22 protein-coding genes are annotated in these 25,547 nt (G+C 52.3%); 11 read left to right on the forward strand and 11 right to left on the reverse strand.

Features of this window, described 5'->3' with window-relative positions:
* Positions 1 to 81: 81 nt before the first annotated feature.
* Complete coding sequence (locus IEV97_RS19730) at positions 82 to 759, reverse strand: porin family protein (RefSeq protein WP_188503220.1); 678 nt, start codon at positions 757 to 759, stop codon at positions 82 to 84.
* 103 nt (positions 760 to 862) lie between these two features.
* Here IEV97_RS19730 and gldB point away from each other — a divergent pair, with 103 nt between their 5' ends.
* From gldB to IEV97_RS19745, 3 genes are all read left to right on the forward strand, one after another.
* Complete coding sequence (gene gldB, locus IEV97_RS19735; RefSeq protein WP_188503221.1) at positions 863 to 1,822, forward strand: gliding motility lipoprotein GldB; 960 nt, start codon at positions 863 to 865, stop codon at positions 1,820 to 1,822.
* 29 nt (positions 1,823 to 1,851) lie between these two features.
* Positions 1,852 to 3,054, forward strand: coding sequence for a glycosyltransferase family 4 protein (locus tag IEV97_RS19740; protein ID WP_188503222.1), 1,203 nt, complete (start codon positions 1,852 to 1,854; stop codon positions 3,052 to 3,054).
* A 113-nt stretch (positions 3,055 to 3,167) separates the two neighbouring features.
* A complete protein-coding gene (locus tag IEV97_RS19745) occupies positions 3,168 to 3,692 on the forward strand; it encodes a DUF4890 domain-containing protein (protein ID WP_188503223.1) in 525 nt (174 codons plus the stop codon).
* A gap of 65 nt (positions 3,693 to 3,757) precedes the next feature.
* Here IEV97_RS19745 and nth read toward each other — a convergent pair whose 3' ends face one another.
* The 5 genes from nth to IEV97_RS19770 all read right to left on the reverse strand — a co-directional run bounded on the left by nth (position 3,758) and on the right by IEV97_RS19770 (position 6,542).
* On the reverse strand, positions 3,758 to 4,444 hold the full coding sequence (gene nth / locus IEV97_RS19750; protein WP_076672259.1) for an endonuclease III: 687 nt from the start codon (positions 4,442 to 4,444) through the stop codon (positions 3,758 to 3,760).
* Positions 4,445 to 4,463: 19 nt separating this feature from the next.
* Positions 4,464 to 4,694: a hypothetical protein gene (locus tag IEV97_RS19755; protein WP_188503224.1), complete on the reverse strand. Its 231-nt coding sequence runs from the start codon at positions 4,692 to 4,694 to the stop codon at positions 4,464 to 4,466.
* Positions 4,669 to 5,271, reverse strand: coding sequence for an RNA polymerase sigma factor (locus IEV97_RS19760; protein WP_007655595.1), 603 nt, complete (start codon positions 5,269 to 5,271; stop codon positions 4,669 to 4,671). The genes IEV97_RS19755 and IEV97_RS19760 overlap by 26 nt, the downstream gene beginning before the upstream one ends.
* A gap of 387 nt (positions 5,272 to 5,658) precedes the next feature.
* Positions 5,659 to 6,048: a group III truncated hemoglobin gene (locus IEV97_RS19765; protein ID WP_188503225.1), complete on the reverse strand. Its 390-nt coding sequence runs from the start codon at positions 6,046 to 6,048 to the stop codon at positions 5,659 to 5,661.
* A 158-nt stretch (positions 6,049 to 6,206) separates the two neighbouring features.
* Positions 6,207 to 6,542, reverse strand: a complete 336-nt coding sequence (locus IEV97_RS19770; RefSeq protein ID WP_188503226.1) for a hypothetical protein — start codon at positions 6,540 to 6,542, stop codon at positions 6,207 to 6,209.
* A gap of 490 nt (positions 6,543 to 7,032) precedes the next feature.
* On the opposite strand from IEV97_RS19770, the gene IEV97_RS19775 reads away from it, so the two are divergent.
* Positions 7,033 to 8,301 (forward strand): MFS transporter, encoded by a 1,269-nt coding sequence (locus IEV97_RS19775; RefSeq protein WP_188503227.1) that lies wholly within the window; start codon positions 7,033 to 7,035, stop codon positions 8,299 to 8,301.
* 63 nt (positions 8,302 to 8,364) lie between these two features.
* Here IEV97_RS19775 and IEV97_RS19780 read toward each other — a convergent pair whose 3' ends face one another.
* Positions 8,365 to 8,487 carry a 30S ribosomal protein THX gene (locus tag IEV97_RS19780; protein ID WP_188503228.1) on the reverse strand — a complete coding sequence of 41 codons (123 nt, stop codon included), beginning with the start codon at positions 8,485 to 8,487 and terminating at the stop codon, positions 8,365 to 8,367.
* A gap of 362 nt (positions 8,488 to 8,849) precedes the next feature.
* Between IEV97_RS19780 and uvrA the strand changes: the two genes are divergently transcribed.
* The 7 genes from uvrA (at position 8,850) to IEV97_RS19815 (ending at position 20,930) form a co-directional block, all read left to right on the forward strand.
* Positions 8,850 to 11,657, forward strand: coding sequence for an excinuclease ABC subunit UvrA (gene uvrA, locus IEV97_RS19785; protein WP_188503229.1), 2,808 nt, complete (start codon positions 8,850 to 8,852; stop codon positions 11,655 to 11,657).
* A gap of 137 nt (positions 11,658 to 11,794) precedes the next feature.
* Entirely contained in the window at positions 11,795 to 12,556 is a 762-nt protein-coding gene (tpiA, locus tag IEV97_RS19790; protein ID WP_188503230.1) for a triose-phosphate isomerase, read from the forward strand.
* A 93-nt stretch (positions 12,557 to 12,649) separates the two neighbouring features.
* Complete coding sequence (locus tag IEV97_RS19795; RefSeq protein WP_188503231.1) at positions 12,650 to 13,021, forward strand: 7(1) septoil knot domain-containing protein; 372 nt, start codon at positions 12,650 to 12,652, stop codon at positions 13,019 to 13,021.
* 9 nt (positions 13,022 to 13,030) lie between these two features.
* The gene (gene prmA / locus IEV97_RS19800; protein ID WP_188503232.1) at positions 13,031 to 13,861 is read left to right on the forward strand and encodes a 50S ribosomal protein L11 methyltransferase; all 831 of its coding nucleotides are present in this window, start codon (positions 13,031 to 13,033) and stop codon (positions 13,859 to 13,861) included.
* An 18-nt stretch (positions 13,862 to 13,879) separates the two neighbouring features.
* On the forward strand, positions 13,880 to 18,667 hold the full coding sequence (locus tag IEV97_RS19805; protein WP_188503233.1) for a hypothetical protein: 4,788 nt from the start codon (positions 13,880 to 13,882) through the stop codon (positions 18,665 to 18,667).
* Between the two features lie 163 nt (positions 18,668 to 18,830).
* A complete protein-coding gene (gene plsY / locus IEV97_RS19810) occupies positions 18,831 to 19,475 on the forward strand; it encodes a glycerol-3-phosphate 1-O-acyltransferase PlsY (RefSeq protein WP_188503234.1) in 645 nt (214 codons plus the stop codon).
* Between the two features lie 93 nt (positions 19,476 to 19,568).
* Positions 19,569 to 20,930 (forward strand): dipeptidase, encoded by a 1,362-nt coding sequence (locus IEV97_RS19815; RefSeq protein ID WP_188503235.1) that lies wholly within the window; start codon positions 19,569 to 19,571, stop codon positions 20,928 to 20,930.
* Positions 20,931 to 21,020: 90 nt separating this feature from the next.
* Here IEV97_RS19815 and IEV97_RS19820 read toward each other — a convergent pair whose 3' ends face one another.
* The 4 genes from IEV97_RS19820 to IEV97_RS19835 form a co-directional block, all read right to left on the reverse strand.
* Positions 21,021 to 21,680 carry a porin family protein gene (locus tag IEV97_RS19820; protein ID WP_188503236.1) on the reverse strand — a complete coding sequence of 220 codons (660 nt, stop codon included), beginning with the start codon at positions 21,678 to 21,680 and terminating at the stop codon, positions 21,021 to 21,023.
* 154 nt (positions 21,681 to 21,834) lie between these two features.
* Positions 21,835 to 22,500, reverse strand: coding sequence for a porin family protein (locus tag IEV97_RS19825; RefSeq protein ID WP_229734056.1), 666 nt, complete (start codon positions 22,498 to 22,500; stop codon positions 21,835 to 21,837).
* Positions 22,501 to 22,870: 370 nt separating this feature from the next.
* Positions 22,871 to 23,443, reverse strand: coding sequence for a porin family protein (locus IEV97_RS19830; RefSeq protein ID WP_229734057.1), 573 nt, complete (start codon positions 23,441 to 23,443; stop codon positions 22,871 to 22,873).
* A gap of 244 nt (positions 23,444 to 23,687) precedes the next feature.
* The gene (locus tag IEV97_RS19835; RefSeq protein ID WP_188503237.1) at positions 23,688 to 25,226 is read right to left on the reverse strand and encodes a YifB family Mg chelatase-like AAA ATPase; all 1,539 of its coding nucleotides are present in this window, start codon (positions 25,224 to 25,226) and stop codon (positions 23,688 to 23,690) included.
* Between the last annotated feature and the right edge of the window lie 321 nt (positions 25,227 to 25,547).

A 25,547-nucleotide genomic window follows, 5' to 3' on the forward strand; every position in this document is an offset into this window, starting at 1 on the left:
GGCCTGCCTAAACAAACCGGGACCTTGTTAAATCTGTCAACTTATTTCAGGACGATTCAAGGTTTTCGCGGTGGCTATACCTTAAAATTTAATGCCCACATCAATGGACACGCCATTATTTTTAATAGCTAGGTTCTTGTCATTCAACTGCTTTTTGTAGTAGTTATCGATGTTACTCAGACCACGCAGGTAGGTGACACCTCCGAACAGTTTTGTGCTTTGGCCCAGCTGCATTTCTGCGCCAGTACCCAGTACGGCACTGGTCTCAAAAACATTGAAACGTTTGGCCGTCTTTTCCCCATTAATCACCTTTTTCTGGTCAACCTGGCCAGAAACTTTGGTGCCGAGTGCACCGCCTACCTGAAAGTACAACACTATGTCAGGGGCTACTTCGTTTGTGAAAAGCTTGAGCGTAAGCGGTATTTCAAGATACTGAACAGTCAATTCATCAGTTTCTTTAGCAGGTGTTACTACTCCGTCTCCACTTTCAACCATATAGGTATAGCTAATCTTAGAGCCTTTACTACGGTACATCAGCCCTGAGCTGAAGGCATAGTTATTAGAGAAGAAATAGTCACCGACTACGCCTACTCCTAAGCGCAAAGCGCTGTTCGATTTCTCAAAGTTATGCCGGTCCTCAGCTATAAAACGGTTACCCGAAATAGTCGGGGAGAATTGAATGCCGATTTCCATTTGGGCCATGGCAGTGGATGAGAAGCCCAGAAAGAGCAGCAGAAATGCTAGTTTTTTGAATTGCATGTTAAATTGTCGCGTTTATTTCTTCTAATACGGGATAACCCTCTATTTTTGTATTAAATATTCGGCAATGTATCACAGATTATTATTACTAGCAACCATCCTATTGCTTTTTAGCTGCAAGAAGAAGACCGGCTGCGACATACCTGAAGAAATAGAACGCATACCGGTAAAGGTAGAGATAGAGCGACTCGAGAAACCCTTTTTTGCGGCGGACTCCAAACAGGATATCGCCTCTCTCCTGGAAAGCAACCCTGTTTTCACGGAGCGGTTCCTGCAGCGGAAGAATTATCCTTCTGACTCAGCCATTGTCAATGCGCTTTATAACCTGGCTTCTAACCCCGAGCTTCAAAAACTGGCGCATGAGGCGGACACTACCTTTGGTGACATGGCCACGGAAAAGCAGCAGCTCGAAACCGCTTTCAAGCATATCAAATATTACTATCCTGAGTTCAAGGAGCCGCAAGTGAAGACCTTTGTGTCCGGTCTTAACCAGGACCTGCTCGTGTCTGACAGCCTGCTGGTGTTTGGCATCGACTTCTTTATCGGCAAAAATGCCAGCTACCGCCCGGATACCTACGATTATATTTTGAAGCGATACGAGCGCGCGAACATGGTGCCGGCCGCCATGCTGCTGCTGTCTAACCGCTACAATAAAACCAACTTTCTGGAGCGTAGTCTGCTTGCCGAGATGGTGAATACGGGCAAGGCCTACTATTTTGTGAAGTCCATCATGCCCTGCGCGCCAGACTCTACCATCATCGGGTATAGCGGACAGCAACTGGCTGACGTGCGTCATAACGAAGGCCGTATCTGGGCGCACTTCATTGAGCAGAAACTGCTTTACGAAAAAAGCCCGTTTGTAGTGAACAAGTACATTGGCGAACGCCCTAATACGCCCGAGATCGATGCCACATCCCCCGGTCGCCTCGGCACCTGGGTGGGTTGGCAGATTGTGCGCAAATATATGGAGCGTAACCCGAAGGTAACGCTGCAGGAACTGATGGCGGACGAAGACCACCAGAAAATATTCAACGAATCGAAATACAAGCCTGAGAAGCGTTAGTACCATACTTCGCTTCTATACCTGCGCGCATGCACATAGCTATTTTCAACCAGCACCATCACAACCCGGACTGCCCTTCTACCTGCCGGCACTATACCTTTCTGGAGTACCTGGCCAAACGGCACAAGGTAAGCCTGATCTCTAGTAGTGCCTGGAAGCAGCTTCGCATCACGGACAGGTATAAGTGGGTGCCGGAGGGGGTGGAGCTGTACGAGCAGGAGGTTCCTTACAGCAACAAGATGGGCGTGCGCAGACGGCTGGTCTCTTACGGCGGCTTTGCTGCCTACAGTCTTGCCAAAGGCCTTTCCATACCTAAGCCGGATGTTGTTTGGGGCGTGTCGACACCGCTTACAACACCATGGATGGCAGCCCGTGTCGCAAAGATGCGCGGTATTCCGTGGGTGTTTGAGGTACAGGACCTGTGGCCCAGCTTCCCCATTGAAATGGGGGCAGTAAAGCGGGAGTGGCTCAAACGCCGTCTGTTCAGATTGGAGAAGAGCCTTTACCAGAGTGCCAACCACATCATCACGCTTTCCCCGGACATGGAGGACTACGTCGTCAGCCAAGGTATAGCGCGTGACAAGGTAACCACCATACTGAATGGCACTGACCTCGAAATGGCCGATGCCGCGACTCCTGAGAAGGTAGCAGCACTGCGCAGGCGGTACCTGCTACAGGGCAAACGAGTGGTGCTCTATGCCGGGACCTTTGGCCGGGCCAACGATATACCTGCCATCATGCAGGCAGCTGAGGCAATGGCCGATCAGCACGACATCGTGTTTGTGCTGGCAGGAGGAGGCTTTTATGATGACGAGCTCCGGAGGCTATCGCTGCGGCTGTCTAACCTGGTGCTGCTGCCGCCACAGCCACGGCCCGATGTCTTTACGCTCTTCAAGCTGGCAGACCTGTCGCTTATCACTTTCAATGATTTGCCTGTGCTGGCCTCCAATTCGCCGGCCAAGCTGTACGATAGCCTGGCTTGTGGCGTACCCGTGCTGGTAACGAACCCTGGTTGGACGAAGGCGTTTGTTGAGCAGTACGACTGCGGCTGGTATAGCCCCGCGGGTCAGCCCCATTTGCTGGCCCAGAAAATTAGAGAGATCCTATCCGATAATGAGAAGCGGCGACTGGCCGGGCAAAACGGTCAAGCCATCGCCCGCCAACTGTTCGACCGCCAGCAACTTGCCGCTCGGGTGGAGCAGATCCTGTTGCAGGTAGCAGGCAAGGTATAGCTCTTCTAGTCTTTGGCATGACCTTTGAGTTTAGTGGATTAGCAAAGTACATTATCAGACCTGTGCTCTGCTGTTAATCAAACGGTCCACAAGATTTCAAAGGAGGAAGAAACATGAAGAAGATAATTGCAGCCCTTTCGCTCGGTATGTTAGTTGCTGGCAGCAGTGCTTACGCACAGACCACAACCAAGGCACAAGACCAGAAGCCACGCAGCGAAATGCGGGGAGCCATGAAAGACAGAGCCCAAAAAAGCCCTGAGGAAATGGCCCAGATGAAAACCGATAAAATGGCGCAGAAACTGGAGCTGAGCGCATCGCAAAAAAACCAACTCCAGGAACTAAACATGCGGCATGCGCAGGAAATGAAAGCCATGCACGAGAGCCACAAGGCGACTGGTGAAAAGACGCCTGAGCAGCGAGCACAGATGCAGGAGGCCAGAAAAGCAAGCCACGAGAAGTGGCAGGCCGAACTGAAGAGCATCTTGTCAGCAGAGCAGTATGCCAAATACGAAACCGATCGTGAAGAGATGAAGCAGAAGCATGCTGATGGTAAGAGAGGCCACAAGTCAGGGGAGCACAAAAAATCTGGCGAGCACAAAAAAAGAGGAGAGTACAAGAAGCAACAGCAGGAAATGTAATCCCATATAAGATCCCATAGTGAAAGCGGGGGCAGACCATACAGTGTCTGTCCCCGCTTTTTTTATCAGGCTATACCTCCCACCTTATTTTCCGGGTCGTCAGGTATGTTGGGGTAGTATTTCTGAAAAAAAGCGCAGAAATGTGTGAGCGGACATTCCTCACACTTCGGCCGTCGGGCCAGGCAGATGTAGCGTCCGTGCAGGATGAGCCAGTGATGCGCCTTCGCGATAAGCTCCTGCGGCAGGTTGGCGACCAACTCTTTTTCTACTTCCAGCGGTGTTTTGGCTGTTTTAGAAACCAGACCCAATCGCTTGCTCACCCGGAACACGTGCGTGTCCACGGCCATGGCCGGCTGGTTCCAGATCACCGACACAATCACGTTGGCTGTCTTGCGGCCTACGCCCGGCAGCTTCACTAACTCTTCTACTGTGCTGGGCACCTCTGCGTTAAACTGCTCCACGAGCATTCTTCCCAAACCCGCCAGGTGCTTGGCTTTGTTGTTGGGGTAGGAGATGCTCCTGATAATCGGGAAGATTTCTTCTGGGGTAGCTGCCGCCAAATGCTCCGGCGTCGGGAATGCTTCGAACAGGGCTGGCGTCACCATGTTCACGCGTTTATCGGTACACTGGGCGCTGAGCACCACAGCCAGGATGAGCTCGTAGGGATTGGAATAGGCCAGCTCTGTCTCGGGGTCCGGAAAGTTCTGGGTAAAGTGCTCGATCAGCAGCTTGTAGCGTTCTCGTTTGCGCATAAAAAAAGTTTGCAGTCGGTTAAGACTGCAAACTTAAGCTTTTTGAGTAATTTAAAATGTTGTCGATAGACCGCTGGCTAGGGCTTTTGGCCGCGCCGCTTAGCAGTCGCTGGATGAGCATGAGCTCAGAGCAGCTCTCGGCCAGCTCGTTGTCGTGCATCAGTGCTGTTTCCAGTTGCTCGCGGGCAGGGTCTGCCAACTCATTGTATACGTACTGGATCAGCTCATTCTGAGTAGAGGTTTTTATCATAAGCAATGGTGCTGTTTAGCATCTTTTTTCTTAGGTTGATCAATGCGTAGCGCATACGACCTAAAGCTGTGTTGATGCTCACACCGGTTGCTTCTGCTATCTCCTGGAAGCTCATGTCGGCGTAATGGCGCATCATGAGTACTTCCCGCTGCGCTTGTGGCAGCGTTTGGATCAGCTCGCGCAGTCGGGCATGGGTGTCCTCCTTTATTTGCTGCGACTCAGCGGAGTCTTCTGCAAAAGACAAGGCATTGAACACATTGCTGCCGTCTTCCAGCGTGATCATCGGGCTTCTTTTCTCTTTACGGAAAAAGTCGATTGCCAGGTTATGAGCAATGCGGCATATCCATGAAGAGAACTTGCCTTCCTCGTTATACCTGCCGCCTTTCATGGTGTGGATTGCCTTTATAAAAGCATCCTGCATGAGGTCCTCAGCGGTATACGTGTCTTTAACAATCAGTAAGATCGTAGTGAATACTTTGTTCTTGTGTCTGTTTACTAGCTGTTCAAACGCATTTTCGTTACCTGCGATGTAGAGCGAGACTAAAGCAGAGTCGCTCAGCTGGGTAGTTGTATTCATCGTAAAGCTACATTAGTTTAACGTAGAGCTTTATACCATATTGTTGCGTTAAGCTGTTAGAACAAATATTTTTTTGAAATGGAAATCAAATATAGAGAATGCATTTTGACTGCGCAAACATAGCCGGGTGTCCTTAGCAAAAAATATTAAAGGAGCTATATGCCAGTAAAGAATTATCGTTCCCTAATATACGGCAAGATAATGTAAACGTATATGCTTTTAGTTAAATTTATTTTTCAACATATAGTATTGCCGTATATAGTGCTGATATGGAGGGGATTAATGCCTGGTGGGAGAGGCAACTCAGGTATAGTGCAAAACAAAACGGCAGTCGCCCCAGGTTACATTCCCGGGCGACTGCCGTTTTGTTTTGATAATAAAACCGCTTTAGGTGGTTGTCTCTTTGCCTATAATGCCCAGCAGGCCTAATTTCATCTGAAACACCTGCGCAATGCTGGTTGCCTTCTGCTTCAACTCCTTTGTTTTGTCGCCTTCAAACAGCTCGTCTGCCGTTTCACTAAACAGCATGACCCAGCGGGCGAAATGCTGTCTGTCTATGGGCAGGCGCATGTGTTTGGGAAATGGCTGCCCCTTGTAGGCCATGGTGCCAAGCAGGACTGAACTCCAGAAGTTGTACATGATGGGAAGGTGGTGTGCCCAGTCCACGTTCGCAAAACCATTAAAAATAGGCCCCAACAGGTCGTCCTCGTTTACTTTGGCGTAAAACGAGTCAACCAGCAGTTTTATATCCTGTTCGTCTTTGATATCTTCCTTCATTTGCTGCAAATTGAAACCTTTAGGTTTACAAAATTACCAGCACGGAAGCACGGGAAAAATGACATTGGTCATTATAGGTATATAAAGGGCATAAAAAATCCTTCGTAAAAACTGAGCGTCTGTACGAAGGATAAGGTTACTGTTATTACAAATGCCGACTACTCGCGGTTATATCGCTTCAGGCGGTTCAGGATGAGGAGCAGGCGGCGGTTTATCTCGCGCTCCTCCACGGGCTTGCACTGTGCGGTGATGTCAGCAGGGCGTTTCAGTTTGGCCTCTACTGCCTTCAGGTGTTCCAGATAGCACTCGATGGTAGTGCAGGAGATATTCTGGTACTGCAGGCCTTCCCCGTCTGCTACTTTGCTATTGAGGTTGATAGCCTTTGCGATTTCAGTGTTGATCAGTTGCGTCACGTCAGAGCTTGAAGTGATTTCCTGCTGGTACACCTTTCTCTCGATGTTCTCCAATAATTTGCGGATGTCCAGTTGTTCCATGATGTTGATATTTTTAAATATTAATAATCAATAAAGTCGGCAGTGCCTTTGCTCAGGATACGGTCCTGAACTGACTGCGTTAACCCATAAAAGGATTGTTAATAAAAGAATAATATGGCGCTGTAGGCACCGGAAGCATGCGTCTGCACAGGTTGGAGATGGCTGGCATGCAGGAAACGGCTGCTGATTGAGGGGGTGGCCGCTCCTTAAAAAATTATACTTCTATACCGGAGCGAGTGTTGCAGTTTAAGTCATATAATTCCAAATAATTTTATAAAATATAAGTATACAGCGTTTTACGGTTTATTCGGTGGCTTGACAATGCGGCTTGCTGAGTAGACTGAAGATAAAAAGCTGCTTCCAAGATCTGGTTCGGATTGCTCTCCGATTAACAGCTGGGCCGGTTTTATTCTGGCAGACATTCTGCAGGTATGCGCACGATGGCGTAGCTTTGTGGCTATGAAAACCTATTTGTGGAGGATAAAGGGAAATGGGCGCTAAGTCAACCCGCAGGCACGACCCTTACGCCGTGCTCCGGTTGCCGGAGTTCAGGCATTATATATCGGCGCGGCTGTGCATTACGCTGGCCATGCAGATCCAGGCTGTTATCGTCGGCTGGCAAATCTATGCCATTACCGACGATGTCTTCTCCCTGGGCCTGATCGGGCTGGCGGAGGCTATACCTTCTATTTTTGTGTCGCTGTATGCTGGCTATGTGGCCGATACGGTGCCCCGCAAGAAAATTATTGTGACGGTGGTGGCGGTGCTGCTGCTTTGTTCGCTTGCGCTGCTATACTTCACCCTGGATATAAGCAATGTGTTGCCCCTGTATGGCGTGCTGCCGATTTATGTCGTCATCTTCATCAGCGGCATCGCCCGTGGGTTCATGGGGCCGGCCGTGTTCTCGTTTATGCCCCAACTGGTGGCCGACAAGCAGCTCTACGCCAATGCCATCACCTGGAGCAGCACCACCTGGCAGGCCGCCTCGCTGGTAGGGCCCGCTCTCGGCGGACTGGTGTACGGTTTCTACGGCATCACGGCGGCCTATACCCTGGATGCCGTGCTGGTCTTGCTGGCGCTCACCTCCTTCGCGCTGATCGGCGGGAAGGCACTCCCGGAAAACGTCAATCCGCAGAACATGATGGAGAGCCTGCGCTCAGGTATACGCTTCGTGTTCGGCAACCAGGTCATCCTGAACGCCATCTCCCTGGACATGTTCGCGGTGCTGTTTGGGGGAGCAGTAGCACTATTGCCCGTTTTCGCCTCGGACATACTGCTCGTTGGTCCGCAGGGACTCGGCTTTCTGCGGGCGGCGCCTGCCGTCGGCTCGGTGGCCATGGCCGTCTGGATGGCCTATTACCCGATTACCATCAAAGCCGGGAAGATCATGCTCTGGTGTGTGGCGGGTTTTGGGCTGAGCCTGATCTTCTTCGGGCTCTCCACTAGTTTCTGGCTCTCGCTGGTGCTGCTGGTGCTGAGCGGCGCCTTCGACAGTATCAGCGTCATTATCCGTTCCACGCTGCTCCATACCCTGACGCCGGAGTACATGAAGGGGCGCGTTTCTTCGGTAAACAGCATTTTTATCGGTTCGTCCAACGAGATTGGGGCTTTCCGGGCAGGGGCGATGGCCAAGGTGATGGGCGCGGTGCCCTCTGTGGTGCTGGGCGGCGCGATCACGCTGCTGGTGGTAGGTATAACGGCCCTGAAGGCAGACAAGCTGCGTAAGCTGGACCTGACGCCGGAAATGGAAGTGGTCTGAAAAAGGCAGTCCCATGCTCCGACAGGCGGGGCATGGGACTGCTGATGTGGTAGGGTAGTGGGGCTACTTGGCAGCAGCCTCTTTCTTCTCGGCGGCTTTCCTTTTGGTAGCCTGTCTTGGACGAGTGTTGCCGTAAGTGCCTTTCACGATTTTGCCTTTCTTCGATTTTTTATCTCCTTTTCCCATGTTGCGTTAGTTTATTGGTTGTAGATCGTAACCCCTACATACGGAAGTAGGGGGCTGCAGTTTAGGTATGGTATGAAGTTTATGTCCGGTTAGGTTTTGCTATACCTGACTGTGTTGCCCTTGTAGCGTTAGAGAGGACCTATACCTGTAAATAGGTCATACCTTTAAATAGTAATAGTAAGCTAAACCTTTTTATATCTGTAGCTGTTTCAAAATGATGCCGTGTTGCATGCTGTGGCCAAAAGCCAGGTATAGCGCCAGGGGGTAAAAAGCCTTCAGAATGCGACACGGTATTTGTATCTTTACATCGTATAAAAATCAGTTGGTCATGCGTGGGCTTTACGCTGCCTGCGCTACACTCTATGGCAAACATATCCGAAAATAACCTCGATACACTCGATCCGCGCCAGCACATCATCATCAAGGGCGCCCGCGTGCACAATCTCAAAAATCTTAGTGTGGCTTTGCCGCGCAACAAGTTCATCGTCGTCACAGGCCTTTCCGGCTCCGGTAAGTCATCGCTGGCGTTCGACACGCTCTATGCCGAGGGGCAGCGCATGTACGTGGAAAGCCTGAGCTCCTACGCTCGCCAGTTCCTGGGCCGTATGGACAAGCCGGACGTGGACTACATCAAAGGCATTAGCCCGGCCATTGCCATCGAGCAGAAGGTCAGCATCAAGAACAACCGCTCGACGGTAGGCACCAGCACCGAAATCTACGACTACCTGAAACTGCTCTATGCCCGCATCGGCAAGACCTACTCGCCTGTTTCAGGTGAGGTGGTGCAAAAAGACAGTGTGGCCGACGTGGTGGATTTTATCTTCTCGATGGAGGATGAAGCCCGTGTGATGATTCTGGCGCCGCTGCAACTGCACAAAGACCGCACGCTGGCCAAAGAACTGGACCTACTGCTGCAGAAGGGCTATTCGCGCATCTACGCCGACGGACAGGTATACTTTATCGAAGAGCTGCTCGAAGAAAAAAAGCCGAAGCTGGGCAAGGAGGTATACATCCTCGTAGACCGTGCCATCATCTACAAGTCAGATGAAGATCTGCAGTTCAGGATTGCCGACTCGGTGCAAACCGCCTTTTTCGAAGGCCATGGGGAGTGCCGCGTGAAATATGGCGATGGCGAGGAGCGCGTGTTCTCCGACCGTTTTGAGCTGGATGGGATGGTGTTCGAGGAGCCGTCGGTTAACTTCTTCAGCTTCAACAACCCTTACGGCGCCTGCCAGACCTGCGAAGGCTTTGGCAGCGTGCTAGGTATAGACCCCGATCTGGTTATACCTGACAAAAGTCTGACGGTGTACGAAGGTGCGGTTGCTCCCTGGCGTTCCGACAAAATGAGCGAGTGGCTGAAGCCCCTGGTGAAAAACGGCATCCGCTTCGACTTCCCGATCCACCGTCCTTACAACGAGCTCTCTGAAAAAGAACAGGAGTTGCTCTGGACCGGCAACAAATACTTTGAAGGACTCAACGACTTCTTTAAGCACCTGCAATCGCAGACGCACAAAATACAGTACCGCGTGATGCTGTCGCGCTACCGTGGCCGCACCACCTGCCCCGATTGTAAAGGATCGCGCTTGCGCAAGGACGCCAGCTATGTAAAGATCAACGGCAAGAGCATCACCGATCTGGTGCTGATGCCGATCACGCAGTCGCTGGCGTTTTTTGAGAACATGCAGCTGACCGAGCACGAGCGCAACGTAGCCGAACGACTGGTAACGGAAGTGACCAACCGACTGGGCTATCTGGTGCGGGTGGGCCTGGGCTATCTGACGCTCAACCGCCTTTCCAACACCCTGTCGGGTGGCGAAAGTCAGCGCATCAACCTGGCGACTTCGCTGGGGAGTGCCCTGGTAGGTTCCATGTACATCCTGGATGAGCCAAGTATTGGTCTGCACCCCAAAGACTCGGAGCAGTTGATTGGCGTGTTGCGCTCTTTGCAAAAAATGGGCAACACCGTGATTGTGGTGGAGCACGAAGAAGAAATGATGCGTGCCGCCGACCAACTGATCGACATTGGCCCGGAAGCGGGTTCGGGTGGCGGCAACCTGATGTTCCAGGGTACGCTGGAAGAGATGACTCAAACAGCCGATACTTATACGGCCAAGTACCTGAGCGGCGAGATGGAAGTGTCGGTGCCGGCGCAGCGCCGTAAGTGGCGCAATGCCATCGAGGTGCAGGGCGCGCGCGAGAATAACCTCAAAAACCTGAGTGTGAAAGTGCCGCTGGGCGTGATGACCGTGGTGACAGGTGTGAGTGGCTCCGGCAAGTCTACCCTGATCAAGAAGATACTGGCTCCGGCCATGATGAAGCTGCACGGCAATACAGCCGAAGCCACCGGAAAATTCGATAAACTGGCCGGTGACTACAACAAGATCCGGCACGTGGAGTTCGTAGATCAGAACCCGATCGGCAAGTCGTCGCGCTCCAACCCAGTGACCTATGTGAAGGCCTACGATGCCATCCGCTCGCTTTACGCAGACCAGCCGCTGGCCAAGTCGCGTGGGTTTAAGCCATCTCACTTCTCTTTTAACATCGAGGGCGGGCGTTGCGAGGTGTGCCAGGGCGAGGGGCAGGTGAAGATCGAGATGCAGTTCATGGCTGACATTTACCTGACCTGCGAGAGCTGCAACGGCCACCGCTTTAAGCAGGACGTGCTCGATATCAAGTATAAGGAGAAGAGCATTTCCGAGGTGCTGGATATGACCATCGCCGACAGCATCGACTTTTTTGCCGATCAATCGAAGATCGTGGAGAAACTGAGGCCGCTGAACGACGTGGGCCTGGGCTATATCCGCCTGGGACAGTCGAGCAACACCTTGTCAGGTGGCGAGGCGCAGCGTGTGAAGCTGGCGTCGTTCCTGACCAAAGGCGTGCAGGCGCACCAGGAGGACATTCTGTTCATTTTCGATGAGCCGAGTACGGGCCTGCACTTCCACGACATCAACAAGCTGCTGCAGTCCATCAACGCGCTGATCGAGAACGGGAACACGGTGGTCATCATTGAGCACAACATGGACATCATCAAGTCCGCCGACTGGATCATCGACCTGGGGCCAGAAGGAGGCACTAACGGGGGATACCTGCTCTTTGAGGGCACGCCGGAGGAGATGGCCAAACTGGAAGATAACCACACCGCCCGCTTCCTGAAGGAAAGACTTTAAGTGTAAGGCGTGAGAGCCGCAGCAAGACTAATTGCTGCGGCTCTTGTTTTTTATGTATAGCAAGGCAGGTATACCTTATTTTGCTAACTTGCCGTACGGGTATGAATCAACTGTAACATCAATAGCTACTATAAAACATGAGAAAACGAATTGTTGCCGGCAACTGGAAAATGAACAAGACCTACGAGGAAGCGCTTACGCTGGTATCGGAGATCGACAACATGGTGAAGGACGAAGTGAACGGCGATGTGACCGTGATCGTGGCACCTCCTTTCCCGTTCCTGCAGAGCGTGGGCAAACTAACCCAAGGCAACGACCTGATGCATTTGGCCGCCCAGAACGTGAGCGAGCACGACAGCGGCGCCTATACCGGTGAGGTGTCGGCCGCCATGCTGAAGTCGGTAGGCGTGCAGTACGTGATCATCGGCCACAGTGAGCGCCGCATGTACCACCACGAAGATGCCCAGGCCCTTTACAAAAAACTGAAAGCGACCATTGCGCAAGGTATAAAGCCGATCTTCTGCTGCGGCGAGCCGCTGGAGGAGCGCGACGCAGACCGCCACTTCGACTACGTGGGCAAACAGCTGCACGACAGCCTTTCCTATCTGAGCAACGAGGAGTTTGACCAAGTGGTGGTAGCCTACGAGCCGATCTGGGCCATTGGCACCGGTCGCACCGCCAGCAGCCAGCAGGCCCAGGAAATGCACGCCTACATACGCGAGCAGCTTTCACGCATGTTCGATGCGGAGGCGGCCTTCAACTGCCCGATCCTGTACGGTGGCAGCTGCAACCCGGGCAACGCCAAAGAGCTGTTCGCGCAGCCGGACGTAGACGGTGGCCTGATCGGAGGGGCATCGCTTAAATCCCGCGACTTTACCGACATAATCAAATCGTTCTAAGAATCAGGTAACACAGGAAAAAAGGCTGCTAACTAAAAAAGTTGGCAGCCTTTTTTCTTGTAGATATAGTTATATTTGGCTAAATTATCTGCTATGATTTTGATAATATCCTTTTGGTTGACGCTGCTTCCATACCTGGCGGCGGCGCAGCCAGTAGCCCCTTCGCCGGTCACGGTAGCCAGCAATGACATTTGCCGCATCTACGGTTCGGTATACCTGGAGCGCGACCCGAAGTATAAGAACACCGCTGCCTATACGGTATACCTGGGCGATGAAGAAGCCTTTGCCTCCATGGTGGTCTACCGCGAGAGCAACAAGCTCTTTGCCGATGCCACGGGCGTTTGGCACATCACCAACAAGAAAGCCTTTGCCGACCACGTGCTGTACGTGACCGATAACCGGAATTTTGCTGATTTTACTGTACACTTTACCAACGTGCGCTCCTACGCAGCGTGCCGCCCCTAACCAACACACATGGATTTTATAGAAGTAGCCCTGAAAGTAAGCCCCGATTTTGCCGACATCTTCACTGCCGAAATGGGAGAACTGGGCTTTGATGCCTTCCAAGACACAGCCGAGGGCTTTAACGCTTACATCGACGAAGACAAGTTCAGCAAACAGGAGCTGGACAACATGATTGCCCGGTACGCCGGGTATACGACCGTAGAGTACCAGGTGCAGAAGATCGAGCGTCAGAACTGGAACACCGAGTGGGAGCGCAATTTCGAGCCGCTCTTCATCGGCGGGCAGGTGTCTGTGAGGGCGTCGTTCCACGAGAAACCGGCCGAGGCAACGTACGACATCGTGATCAACCCGAAAATGTCCTTCGGCACGGGCCACCACGAAACCACTACGCTCATGATCGAAAACCAGCTGACCCTGGACCACCAGGGCAGGCGCGTGCTGGACATGGGCTGCGGCACAGGTATACTGGCTATCATGGCGGGTGAGTTAGGGGCAGCTGAGATCGTGGCCGTAGAAATAGAAGACTGGACCGTAGAAAATGCCCGCGAGAATGCGGAACTGAATGGCTACGCAGGTATAGACGTGCGACTGGGCGGTGCCGAGACGATTGAAGGAGACCAGCCTTACGATATCATCCTGGCCAACATCAACCGCAACGTGCTGCTTGAGGACATGCCGGCCTATGTGGCGGTGCTGAAGCCCGAAGGTACGCTGCTGCTGAGCGGTTTCTATACCGAAGACCTGCCTGCGTTGCAGGAGCGGGCCACTGAACTGGGCCTGACCTACGTGTCGCACCGCACCAAGAACAACTGGGTGTCTGCCATTTTTAAAAACAGCTAAGGCTAAACCTTCCGACCTATGAAATATAAACTTCTACCCTTTTTATTTTTTCTGGCTGTTTTCGCAGCACAAGCCCAAACCAGGCTAGCAACCGACCCGGCACAGTACATTACGGATGCCAAGAACATGCTGGTGACCGGTAAGGCCAATAATGCCGAGGCGCTCGGAGCTGCACTGGAAAGTGTGTGGGGCAACCAACGCCTATCCGAGAAGCAGAAACAGCAGGTGATCGACATTTCGCAGCTCATGTACCGCAAGAAGCTGCGCGTCAATCCGCATTACGAGAACTTCTACGAGATGCTGGTAGGTGCCGTGAACCATCAGAACATGCGTGGCGCTCAGATCGACAACATGCTGGAAGTGGTGGCCAAGGCTGTGCAGCAGGATGAAGGTGCCGCCCTCGATCGTTTCTTTAAGACGAGCAGCAGTTACCTGACCACCGGCATACTCTACCAGAACAAGCAGTATACCCTGCGCACTACCGGGGGCAGCGTAAGCTTCGCCTATGAAGGCAACTCGGCACCGAAGGACAAAGAAAAGTCTGCGGAGGTGAGTGACTGGGAGAGTTTCTCCTGGGACGATGAGGTAGCAGGCGAAAACAAAGAGGCCACTGCTGACGATTGGGGCGATGCCTGGGACACGCCGAAGCCCGCAGCACCCAAAAAAGTGGACCCAAAAGTAGCGGAGAAGAAGCGCCGCGACGACTTCAAAAAGATGTTCATACCTGCCCAGCCGAAAGTGAGCGGCCCGGTGCTGAAGCTGGAGAATGTCAACCTGAGCTTTGCCACCATACACGACTCTACCGCCATCATGAAAACAAGCGGGCAGCTGATGCTGGCGAGCAATCTGTTCGTTGGCGAGGGCGGATCCTTCGCGTGGGAAGTGGACGGTAAACCTGTTTCGGCCGCTTTCAAGGCCTTCAATTTTGACATCACGGCGGCGGCCTTCAAGGTGCCCGAGGCCACCATCACCTACAATGCCGTGCTCGACGCCCCGATTGAAGGTGTGTTTGAGTTCAGAAGCACCAAAGCCGGGACGAACGGAGAGAAATCCTATCCGCGTTTTGCCTCCTATACCAACGATGCGAAGGTGAAAAGCCTGGGCAAGGACATTGTCTATTCCGGTGGCTTTACGCTGGCCGGCAACCTGATTGGCAGTAAGCCGCTCGATGGCAGCGTGTCCGCACTGGCCGTACTGGAAGACGGAAAGAAGAAGTTCCGGTCCATGGCACACAACTACAACCTGAACGACTCCATTATTTTTGCCAACAGAGCCTACGTTGCCATTTACCAAAACCAGCGCCGTGACTCGCTTACGCATCCGGCCATGCAGTTGCGCTACTCCAAGCCGACCCGCGAACTGGTGCTAACCCGCGACAAGGGCGTTTATAGCAAGTCCCCCTTCTACGACAGTTACCATAAGTTCGAGATCACAGCCGAGCGTGTTGCCTGGAACCTGGGCACGCCGCATGTCAATTTCTCGATACTGAATACCAAAACCCTCATTCCGGTGCAGCTGGAGTCGGCGCAGTATTTCTCTAACATGCGTTTCCAGCAACTGGTCGGTGTGGCCAGTTTTCACCCCCTGCAGGTACTGGTGTCGTATGCTGCCAAGGCCAAAACCAACGACTTCTATGCATTCGATGTGGCCAAAGCATCGAAACTGAACGAGAAAGCGGTGCGGGAAGCGGCCATCAGCCTGGCCCGCGAAGGCTATCTGACCTACGACGGACAGTCGAACTTTATCTCCCTGAAGCCAAAGGCCTGGCACTACGTGGGCTCCGCGCAGAACCTGAGCGACTACGACCACCTGGTGATCAAATCGGTGGTGCCATCCGGCCGTAACGCGACCCTCAACCTGAACAGCAACCGCCTGACCGTGCGTGGTGTGGAGAAAATGGCCTTCAACAACGACTCCTCTACCGTTTACGTCGTTCCTGACAGTAGCATTGTGCACCTGCTCGACAACCGCAACATGGAGTTCGGTGGCAGGCTGTATGCCGGTCGTCTGAACTTCAGAGGCTCACAGTTCAAGTTCGATTATAATGAGTTCATGATCGACATGCAGAAGCTGGACACAGTGGCTTTCGTGACAAAGAAACGCCATGTAGTAGGCAAAAAGAAAGAACTGGAGCAGGTAATGACCAGCCGTTCGGGCAAAATGTCCGGCAAGCTCTACATCAACAAGCCAAACAACAAGTCCGGTCGCAAGCACTACCCGGAGTATCCGAAATTTGACTCGCCAATGGGTGGGCAGGTGGCCTTTGCCAGACCAGACGTACTGGCAGGTGCCTACGACAGCACCGTTTACTTCGACATCCCGTCCTACAAACTCGACAGTTTGAGCAAAGGCAAGAGCATGCTCGGCTTCAACGGTACCTTCTACTCGGGCGACATCTTCCCACCGATCAAGACCAAGCTGACCATGATGCCTGACGAAACGCTTGGCTTCTACTACCAGCCCGGCCCGAAGGGGCTGCCGGCATTCGGCGGCAAAGGGATAGCCTATGATACCGTCATGATGACCTCGGCAGGTATACAGAGCCGGGGCAAACTCAAATACCTGACCTCGACCTTCGAGGCGCCGGAGTATACCTACTACCTCGACAAAGTGGTGACCCAAAAGGGAGCCAGCGCGAAGGTGGAGGCGGGAGGCGGTGAGGCCAGCTTCCCGATGGCCAGCCTGGGGCACTATGAAATGATCTGGGTGCCGAAGCAGGACACCATGTACCTGATGGCCGCTGCCGGAGACCCGATGAAGATCTACAAAGAAGAGTTCAAGTTCACGGGTACGGCCAAGCTGTCGCCGGGGGGCTTGTATGGCGATGGCGAACTGGATAACGCCGATGCAAACATCGTGTCGCAGAAGCTTTCGTTCAAAGGGCGCAGCCTGTCGGGTAACAACGCACAGATGATCGTGAAATCGGACGTGGAAGGCAAGCCGGCCATGAAAGCGACGGACATGGCCATCAGCTACGACCTGGACAAGCGCTTTGTCGAGTTTGGCAGTGAGCAGAAAGGTATAGCGAGCATAGAGTTCCCGAAAGCGCAGTACAAAACCTCGATGAGCCGCGCCACCTGGGACATGAAGCAGCAGAAGGTAAGCCTGGCCGCCGATGACGCAAGCGGAAAAAACTACTTCTACTCGCAGCACCCCGAGCAGGAAGGCCTGTACTTCAGCGCCGCCACCGGTGAGTATGACCTCAAGGTAAACTCCATTCTGGCGGGTGGCGTGCCCTACATACCTGTTGGAGATGTGCACATTATACCTGACAGCGGCAAAGTAGCCGTGGCAGCGGGGGCCACCATCACGACCCTGCGCAATGCCCGCGTCCTGGCCGACTCCCTGCAGCAGTTCCACAAACTGTATTCGGGCAATATCAACGTGCTGTCGCGCAACGCCTTCAGCGGCACAGCAGTGCACGATTACCAGAACGCAGCGTCCGATTCGTTTAAGCTGCAGTTTGCCGACTTCCTGTACAAGGAGCTGCAACTGAAGAAGAAGTCAAACATCAACACGACCTACGCACAGTCACTGGTTCGTGAGACGGATAATTTTTACATCTTCCCGCACATTCGCTACAGAGGGAACGTGACGATGTATTCCTACCGCCCGCACATGGATTTTGACGGCGACCTGAAGCTGAACTTCACCGGAAACGAAGAAGACTCCGACTGGTTCCCGTTCAAGCGCGACTCCCTGAACCCGGACAACGTGCGCATCCCGATCATGAAGCAGAAGGCGCCGGACGGAAACCAGCTGTACACCGGCCTGCACCTGTCACGTGGAACATTTAAACCCTACAACACTTTTGTTTCGAAGAAGCAGTACGAGGACGACCTGGACATTTTCACCGTAAGCGGCGACCTGTCCTACGATAAGGAGAAGAGCGAATTTAAGATTACGGATGCTGCCCGATCAGCTGCCGGATCTTACGAAGGCAGCGAGCTGCGCTACAACGAAGGTTCTAAAACGGTAGCCTTTGAAGGCAAGCTGAACCTGGTGAACTCCCTGAAGGACTTCGGCATAGAATCAGCCGGAACAGGTATAGCTAAAACCGACAGCGGCTACTATGCCATCGATGCGCTCATGGCTTTTGACATGAACATGCACTCCTCGGTTATATCGGCGCTGGGCAAAAAGCTGAACGAGACAGCCATACGTGGTGGTGGCGACAAGGGCAGTGATGAGACGATGCTTTACAAACTGGGCAACATCATCGGCAACCGCGACGCGCAACGCTACCAGGGCGGCGCGATCGCTTTACCGAAGCTGTCAAATAAGTTGGTGCGCAGCATGGTGTTCGACAACGTAGATTTGCGCTGGTCCAACAAGACCAATGCCTGGTACAGCGTGGGCAAGCTCGGCTTATCTAACGTGATGAAAGAGGAGATCAATGCGAACATGGACGGCTTTATGGAAATAAAGCAGGACCTGAACGGCGAACCGGTAGTGAACATGTACCTGCAGGCAGATCCTTATACCTGGGTGTTCCTGAGCTACCTGGAAAACGGCCTCGTGGTTGTATCCTCTGACGCTGACCTGAACAAGACCATCCGCTCGAAGGCCAGTGGCGGGCGTTCCCGTAAGTACGGCATGTACATGGGCGAGACCATCGACAAGAACCGCTTCGTGGACCAGTTCAAGCACGACTACCTGAACGGCAAGGATCCCTTTAAAATGGCGACGCAGGCTCCTATAGCAGAGCAGGGGGGCTTTAATGTGGCTGAAGACGAAGTAGAGGACACAAAGAAGAAAAAGAAGAAGAAAAAAGGAAATGCTGAAGAGGAAGAAGGTTGGCAATAACCGATAACCGCCTTACGGCCGTATAGGGAAAGATATCTACCGTTTGGATATTAAAATAACTAGTCCCTATATTTGGGTTCTTTTCAAAATAAAAACACACGGGCAAACCGCACTTAATTCCCTTAAGTGCGGTTAATGCAAACAGAAACCTGGCACACGCGTCATGAACATACTTTTAATTGCCGCTTTATTTATAGTAGCGTACTTAATCGGATCTATCTCCACTGCCGTTTGGATCGGCAAGGCTTACTACGGAGTCGACATTCGCCAGCATGGCAGTGGCAACTCCGGCGCAACCAACACATTCCGGGTACTGGGCAAAAAGCCGGGCACTATCGTGATGCTGATCGATATTTTCAAAGGCTGGGTAGCCACTTCACTGGCAGCCCTGCTGGTGATCTTCAACGCCATACCTGCCGATGATCTGATTTTTTATCAACTGGCCATGGGTGCTTTGGCCGTGGTAGGACACATTTTTCCGGTATATGAGCGCTTTAAGGGCGGAAAAGGCGTGGCCACTTTGCTGGGCATGATGTTGGCCATACACTTGGAAGTGGCTCTGATGTGCATGATCATTTTTGTGATCGTGCTCTTTACCTCCAGGTATGTCTCGCTCGGGTCCATGATTGCGGCACTTGCCTTTCCGATCCTTCTGTTACTGCCGCGTTTCTATCCCGACAACCCGATCCTGATCATCTTTGGATTTGTGGTATTTGCCGTGGTGGTATTAACGCACCGTAAGAACATCAACCGCCTGATAAATGGCGAGGAGAGCAAAGCCAACATCAAGCTCGGGCTCCGAAAATAAGTATAGCTACCCACAGGTATAAGCATTCTAAAAGCTACTCTTTCCGAAGGGTGGCTTTTTTTGTACCTTTATCGCAGGACATTTATCTGGACTATGAATCAATATATCGCTGACAACAAAGACCGATTTATAAACGAGCTGCTCGACATGCTGCGCATACCTTCCGTGAGCGCTGACCCGAAGTTTAAGCAGGACGTGCTGCGCACAGCCGATTTTGTAGCCCAAAAGCTGCGCGAGGCCGGCGCCGATAACGTGGAGCTTTGCGAAACCGCCGGCTACCCGATCGTGTATGGCGAGAAAGTAGTAGACCCAAGCCTGCCTACGGTGCTGGTATACGGCCACTACGATGTGCAGCCTGCCGACCCGTACGAACTGTGGCACTCGCCTCCGTTTGAGCCCGTGATCAAAGACGGCAAGATCTACGCCCGAGGCGCTTGCGACGACAAAGGCCAGATGTACATGCACGTAAAGGCCTTTGAAGTAATGATGCAGAACAACGCCTTAACTTGTAATGTGAAGTTCATGATAGAGGGCGAAGAGGAAGTGGGCTCGGCCAACCTGGCCACTTTCGTGAAGAACAACAAAGAGAAACTGAATGCCGATGTGATCCTGATCTCGGACACAGGTATGCTGGGCAACGACACGCCTTCTATCACGACCGGCCTGCGTGGTATGAGCTACGTGGAGGTAGAGGTGACCGGACCGAACCGTGATCTGCACTCTGGTCTGTACGGTGGCGCGGTGGCCAACCCGATTAACATCCTGTGCCAGATGATCGCCTCAATGCACGACGAGAACAACCACATCACCATACCTGGCTTCTACGACAACGTGCAGGAACTGAGTAAGGAAGAGCGTGCCGAGATGGCCCGCGCTCCATTCAGCCTGGAGAAGTATAAGCAGGCCCTTGACCTGCCGGATGTGCATGGCGAGGCAGGCTATGTGACCATGGAGCGCAACTCCATTCGCCCGACGCTGGATGTGAACGGCATCTGGGGTGGCTATACAGGAGAAGGCGCCAAAACGGTTATACCTTCGCAGGCCTTCGCCAAGATCTCGATGCGCCTGGTGCCGAACCAGACATCCGAAGAGATTACAGAGAAATTCAAGAAGCACTTTGAGAGCATTGCGCCGAAGAGCGTGAAGGTGCTGGTGAAGCCGCACCACGGGGGCGAACCAGTTGTGACGCCGACCGACTCTGTCGCTTACCAGGCAGCCGCAAAAGCATACGAAGAAACGTTTGGGGTGAAACCGGTGCCGGTGCGCAGCGGCGGTTCTATTCCGATTGTGGCGATGTTCAAGTCAGAGCTTGGCCTGGACTCGGTGCTGATGGGCTTTGGCCTGGACACGGATGCGATCCACTCACCGAACGAGCATTTCGGGGTGTTCAACTTCATGAAAGGTATAGAGACGATCCCACAGTTCTATAAATACTATGCTGAGATGAGCAAATAAGCTTTTCTTCAAAACGCAACAGCCCCGTTACTTCATGAAAGTAGCGGGGCTGTTCTGTTTTAAGGTATAGCAAGTTATAGCGGTTCGTGTTTACCAGCTGCCAGGCCGGCGTGCAGGCATCAGAAAGCCGATGGAGAGTTGCCAGACGAGGTTGCGCTGGGTCAGGTCCTGTTTCGGAAATGGACGGAGGCTACCCGTGTGGCGCACGTTCAGAAAGAAACCGCTTTCGAGCATCAGGCCACCGCCTACCGCGTAGCCGGCATCAAAGCTGTTGAAATCATCCCGGCTGAAATCTTCGCGACCAAGCACAAGCGGAGGATCCAGGGTAGGATCGGTGCTCACTATATTGACCTTGTTGCCGACATGGAGCAGATAGCCCATATACGGACCGGCCTCTACGAACAGGGCGGCTTTCTGCAGTTTGATCATAAGGGGGAGTTCGATGTAATCGAGGCGGAGATCGCCGGTGAGGGCGGTTTCGGCGGGGGTGTTTAAGGTATAGTTGTCGTAGGTAAAGCCCTTGCGGCTGTAATGGAGCTCGGGCTGCACTGACAGGCGGGAGGCAAACTCATAAGCAAAAACGAAGGCGCCGTGTATACCTGCCAGGTGGTTGATCTGGTCGGAGGGGGCGTCGGAGCCTGCTGCTTTGGAGAAGCCACCCCCGGCTTTTACGCCGTAGCGGTAATACTGGGCTTCTGCTGCAAACGAGATGGTGAGCAGCAGTCCTATCAGGAGTATGGTCTTTTTCATAGTTGCGGGTTTAGTAACGTGGTTAGGGTCTTGCCTTGCTTCATTGTACTCCTGCCGGTGGCATTTAGTTAAGCACAGGTATAGCAGGTATAGCCGGAAACAAAAAAGCCGCCGGATGCTATGCACCCGACGGCTTCTCTATTTAAGAAATTAATTAGCGGCCCGTTGGCAGTGCCAGGCCTACCGTTACCATAAAGGTAGAATGGCGGGCGTTGGTCAGGTCTCCGTCGAAATTCAAGTCTTCTTTCACAAAGTCGCTGAAGGCACCATTGTAGCGCACACCGAAACTGATGGCATTGTTAGCCGAAGTGAAACCGATGCCGGCTGCGTAGCCCACTTCAAACTCCTTCAGTCCATCTTTGCTGTTTTCGTCACGAGTGGTGTTCTGTAGCTGGCCGTTCAGGTAAGACTTTGTCTCATTGTTTACGCTCACGAGATAAGACGCTTGCGGACCAGCTTCAAAATACAATGGTCCAGCCTTGATTCTGGCAAGCACCGGCAGGTCGATGTAGTTGTAATTCACTTTACCCTCTCTTCTCCAGTTCTGGCCCAGCAGGGTAAACTCAGAGTCTTCGTTCTTGAAACCTTTCACAGAGTAAAGTAGCTCCGGCTGTATAGAGAAGAAGTTGTCGACAATGCCGAAGTTGGCCATGATACCGGCATGGAATCCGACTTTGTTTTCAAAACGGTCTTCATCACGCAGGTCGCCGGACAGGTTAGAGATATTCGCACCGCCTCTTACACCGAAGCTTGCGTTTTGCGCCTGAGCACTAAATGCAGTAGCCACTGCAAACACGAACATAAATAATAGCTTTTTCATAATTGGGTATTGGTTGTTTTGGTATGGTCTGAGCAATATACGTGCAAAACTATATTTTTATTGAGTATGTAAGGCGGGTATATTTATCAACAAGGTGCCATCTAGTTGACTATCAGGAGAATAATTTTTATAGAATTGGACACTATTTACGGGCTTTTTGTGCGTCAACTCAATCGAACTCTCATTCGGTGAAGTTGCAGCATACGTTACTTTACTATACCTACTCAACACTTAGTTGCGGATACTTAGTGAGTGGTGCCGCTACAATAGTTGGGGGAAAGGCAGAACAGGTATAACAGCGTTATCAAAAAAAGCCCCGGCGCAAACCGGGGCTTCAGTATTATAGTTTTATTCTGTACTAATGGGGCGGTTATCTGCCGCCGAACGAATAGCCCAACGTCAGCATGAATACGTCATTACGATAGTTAGGGGCATTAGAGTTGTCATACAGTTTGGAAATATCTCCGTTGTAACGTACCCCTACGCTCAGGCCGAGCGGAGTGGCCTGCAAGCCCACACCTGCTGCGTAACCAAGACCAGTGCGCTTAACATCATCAGTCGGTGGCGCAGTTCCTTCTCTGTCATCACTGATCTTTACTGATAGCTGCGGTCCAGCTTCAAAGTATAATGGACCAGCATTAACCCGGCCTAAAACAGGAACGTCTAGGTAATTCACTTTCACTTTCCATGTGTTTCCGTCATTCTCGGCACCCTTCATCGAGTAAAGCAATTCTGGCTGAATTGAAAAAAAGTTATCAGCTGACAGTGGGAAGTTGGCTGTCAAGCCAGCATGCCCGCCCCAGATGCGATCGAAGTTGTCGGCATCTGAGCCACCAAAACCAGCATAGTTTACACCAGCCCTGATACCCAATCGTGGTCCCTGCGCGTGTGCGGCAACCACTGTCGTCATGGCTAAAACAAGCATTAAGATTCTCTTCTTCATAGTAGTAAATGGTTAATTGGATTAAGTGTGTTACTGCCAGGATGAGTCTTCTTCACTTCAGGCTCCTGACGACCCATAATACGCAGTCCCCCAAGAAAAGTCTAAATAAGTTTAATCTTTCGCCTGAAAGGCAGTGCAATCACAAGGGCAGATTAAAATGGTATTAAAAAGAAAAGTTCAACACCATTTTATGGTATTGAACTTCGTAATTACTTAATATATAAGTTTTTGTATCTTTTGTAGTTTAGCCTGCCCAGCCATCCCTATCCAGGCTGCGGTACTGAATGGCTTCTGCTAAATGTTCAATTTTAATTTCTTCGCTATCGGCCAGGTCAGCGATGGTGCGGCTCACTTTCAGGATGCGATCATAGGCACGGGCCGAGAGCCCAAGTCGCTCCATGGCAGTCTTCAACAAAGTACGCCCGGCATCTGAAATCTGGCAGATCTCTTTCACCATCTGCGAGGGCATCATGGCGTTGGAGTGGATGTCGTCAAATTCTTTGAAACGTTCCCGCTGTAACTCGCGCGCCCTGACTACCCGCTCGCGTATCGTCTCACTGTTTTCTGCCTTGCGGGTGGCTGTCATTTCGTCAAAGGTAACCGGCGTCACTTCCACGTGCAGGTCGATGCGGTCGAGGAGCGGACCGCTTACTTTGTTGAGGTAGCGCTGCACCAGGCCGGGAGCGCAGACACATTCTTTCTCAGGGTGGTTGTAAAATCCGCACGGACACGGGTTCATGCTGGCAATGAGCATAAAATTCGCCGGGAAATCCAGGGTGGTTTTCGCTCTCGAAATGGTTACGCGGCGCTCTTCTAATGGCTGCCGCATTACCTCCAGGGCAGTGCGCTTAAACTCTGGCAGTTCGTCCAAAAACAGCACCCCATTGTGTGCTAAGGAAATCTCGCCGGGCTGAGGTATACCACCGCCGCCCACCAGCGCCACATCCGATATGGTATGGTGCGGCGACCGGTATGGACGGGTAGCAAGCAATGACGAAATCTCGCCCAGTTTGCCGGCCACAGAATGTATCTTGGTTGTTTCCAGCGCCTCGTGCATCGAGAGCGGCGGGAGGATGGAAGGCAGTCGCTTGGCCAGCATGGTCTTGCCCGCTCCCGGAGGACCGATCATAATGACGTTGTGACCACCGGCTGCAGCGATCTCCAAAGCCCGTTTGATATTTTCCTGCCCCTGTACATCTGAGAAGTCGGCAGCATACTGGTTGGCTGTGTTCTGAAACACATCGCGGGTGTCTATTTTTACGGGTTGAATGGCAAGCTCATCGTTCAGGAAGTCGATTGCTTCTTTGATATTCTCCACCCCGATCACATCGAGGTTATTCACGATAGCCGCTTCGCGGGCGTTGCTGGCAGGCAGTATAATGCCTTTGAATCCTTCCTTGCGGGCCTGAATGGCTATGGGGAGCACCCCTTTAATCGGACGAAGCGAGCCATCGAGCGAAAGCTCGCCCATGATCATGTATTGCGGTAGCTTACCAGCATCCATTTGTCCGCCAGCTGCCAGCATACCCATCGCGATGGTGAGGTCGTAAGCAGCGCCCTCTTTCCGGATGTCGGCAGGGGCCATGTTGATGATGGTTTTTTGGCGTTTGAGTTTGTAGCCATACTGCGCCAGTGCCGATTCTATACGCTGCTCGCCTTCTTTGATGGCATTGTCGGGTAGGCCCACCAGAAAGTACTTCGCGCCAGCGCTCACACTCACTTCCACGGTCACGGTATAGGCGTTCACGCCCTGCACGGCGCTGCCAAACGTCTTGATAAGCATAGGGTTAGATGTTGATCTATAAATGCAATTTTTGATAAGTTAGATTCGCAACACAGCGTGATAGTAATTGATTCCGGGGAGTGGTAGTAAATGTAGAAAAAATAAATTTATTGAAGTGGTTATGGATAGTAATGCTATAGGGTTGTTGTGGGTATAGCAGGTTGAGTTGTTTTATAGCGTGTGTTGACTAGCGATGTGTTAAGTATGGCGCGAGCGTCCACGCTCGTGTCTACTATGGTGGGGCCTCTGGCCCAGGTATAGCGTACTTTGCCTCGTAGCCACCGCTGGGCAGGTATAGCAACTGGTATTGCTTTATAACTT

It is taken from the genome of Pontibacter amylolyticus (assembly GCF_014638845.1).
Lineage (GTDB): Bacteria > Bacteroidota > Bacteroidia > Cytophagales > Hymenobacteraceae > Pontibacter > Pontibacter amylolyticus.

Coding starts and splice junctions, on each gene's coding strand:
- IEV97_RS19730 (WP_188503220.1), bottom strand. CDS start 759: ATGCAATTCAAAAAACTAGCATTTCTGCTGCTCTTTCTGGGCTTCTCA.
- IEV97_RS19740 (WP_188503222.1), top strand. CDS start 1,852: ATGCACATAGCTATTTTCAACCAGCACCATCACAACCCGGACTGCCCT.
- IEV97_RS19745 (WP_188503223.1), top strand. CDS start 3,168: ATGAAGAAGATAATTGCAGCCCTTTCGCTCGGTATGTTAGTTGCTGGC.
- nth (WP_076672259.1), bottom strand. CDS start 4,444: ATGCGCAAACGAGAACGCTACAAGCTGCTGATCGAGCACTTTACCCAG.
- IEV97_RS19755 (WP_188503224.1), bottom strand. CDS start 4,694: ATGATAAAAACCTCTACTCAGAATGAGCTGATCCAGTACGTATACAAT.
- IEV97_RS19760 (WP_007655595.1), bottom strand. CDS start 5,271: ATGAATACAACTACCCAGCTGAGCGACTCTGCTTTAGTCTCGCTCTAC.
- IEV97_RS19765 (WP_188503225.1), bottom strand. CDS start 6,048: ATGAAGGAAGATATCAAAGACGAACAGGATATAAAACTGCTGGTTGAC.
- IEV97_RS19770 (WP_188503226.1), bottom strand. CDS start 6,542: ATGGAACAACTGGACATCCGCAAATTATTGGAGAACATCGAGAGAAAG.
- IEV97_RS19775 (WP_188503227.1), top strand. CDS start 7,033: ATGGGCGCTAAGTCAACCCGCAGGCACGACCCTTACGCCGTGCTCCGG.
- IEV97_RS19780 (WP_188503228.1), bottom strand. CDS start 8,487: ATGGGAAAAGGAGATAAAAAATCGAAGAAAGGCAAAATCGTGAAAGGC.
- uvrA (WP_188503229.1), top strand. CDS start 8,850: ATGGCAAACATATCCGAAAATAACCTCGATACACTCGATCCGCGCCAG.
- tpiA (WP_188503230.1), top strand. CDS start 11,795: ATGAGAAAACGAATTGTTGCCGGCAACTGGAAAATGAACAAGACCTAC.
- IEV97_RS19795 (WP_188503231.1), top strand. CDS start 12,650: ATGATTTTGATAATATCCTTTTGGTTGACGCTGCTTCCATACCTGGCG.
- prmA (WP_188503232.1), top strand. CDS start 13,031: ATGGATTTTATAGAAGTAGCCCTGAAAGTAAGCCCCGATTTTGCCGAC.
- IEV97_RS19805 (WP_188503233.1), top strand. CDS start 13,880: ATGAAATATAAACTTCTACCCTTTTTATTTTTTCTGGCTGTTTTCGCA.
- plsY (WP_188503234.1), top strand. CDS start 18,831: ATGAACATACTTTTAATTGCCGCTTTATTTATAGTAGCGTACTTAATC.
- IEV97_RS19815 (WP_188503235.1), top strand. CDS start 19,569: ATGAATCAATATATCGCTGACAACAAAGACCGATTTATAAACGAGCTG.
- IEV97_RS19820 (WP_188503236.1), bottom strand. CDS start 21,680: ATGAAAAAGACCATACTCCTGATAGGACTGCTGCTCACCATCTCGTTT.
- IEV97_RS19825 (WP_229734056.1), bottom strand. CDS start 22,500: ATGAAAAAGCTATTATTTATGTTCGTGTTTGCAGTGGCTACTGCATTT.
- IEV97_RS19830 (WP_229734057.1), bottom strand. CDS start 23,443: ATGAAGAAGAGAATCTTAATGCTTGTTTTAGCCATGACGACAGTGGTT.
- IEV97_RS19835 (WP_188503237.1), bottom strand. CDS start 25,226: ATGCTTATCAAGACGTTTGGCAGCGCCGTGCAGGGCGTGAACGCCTAT.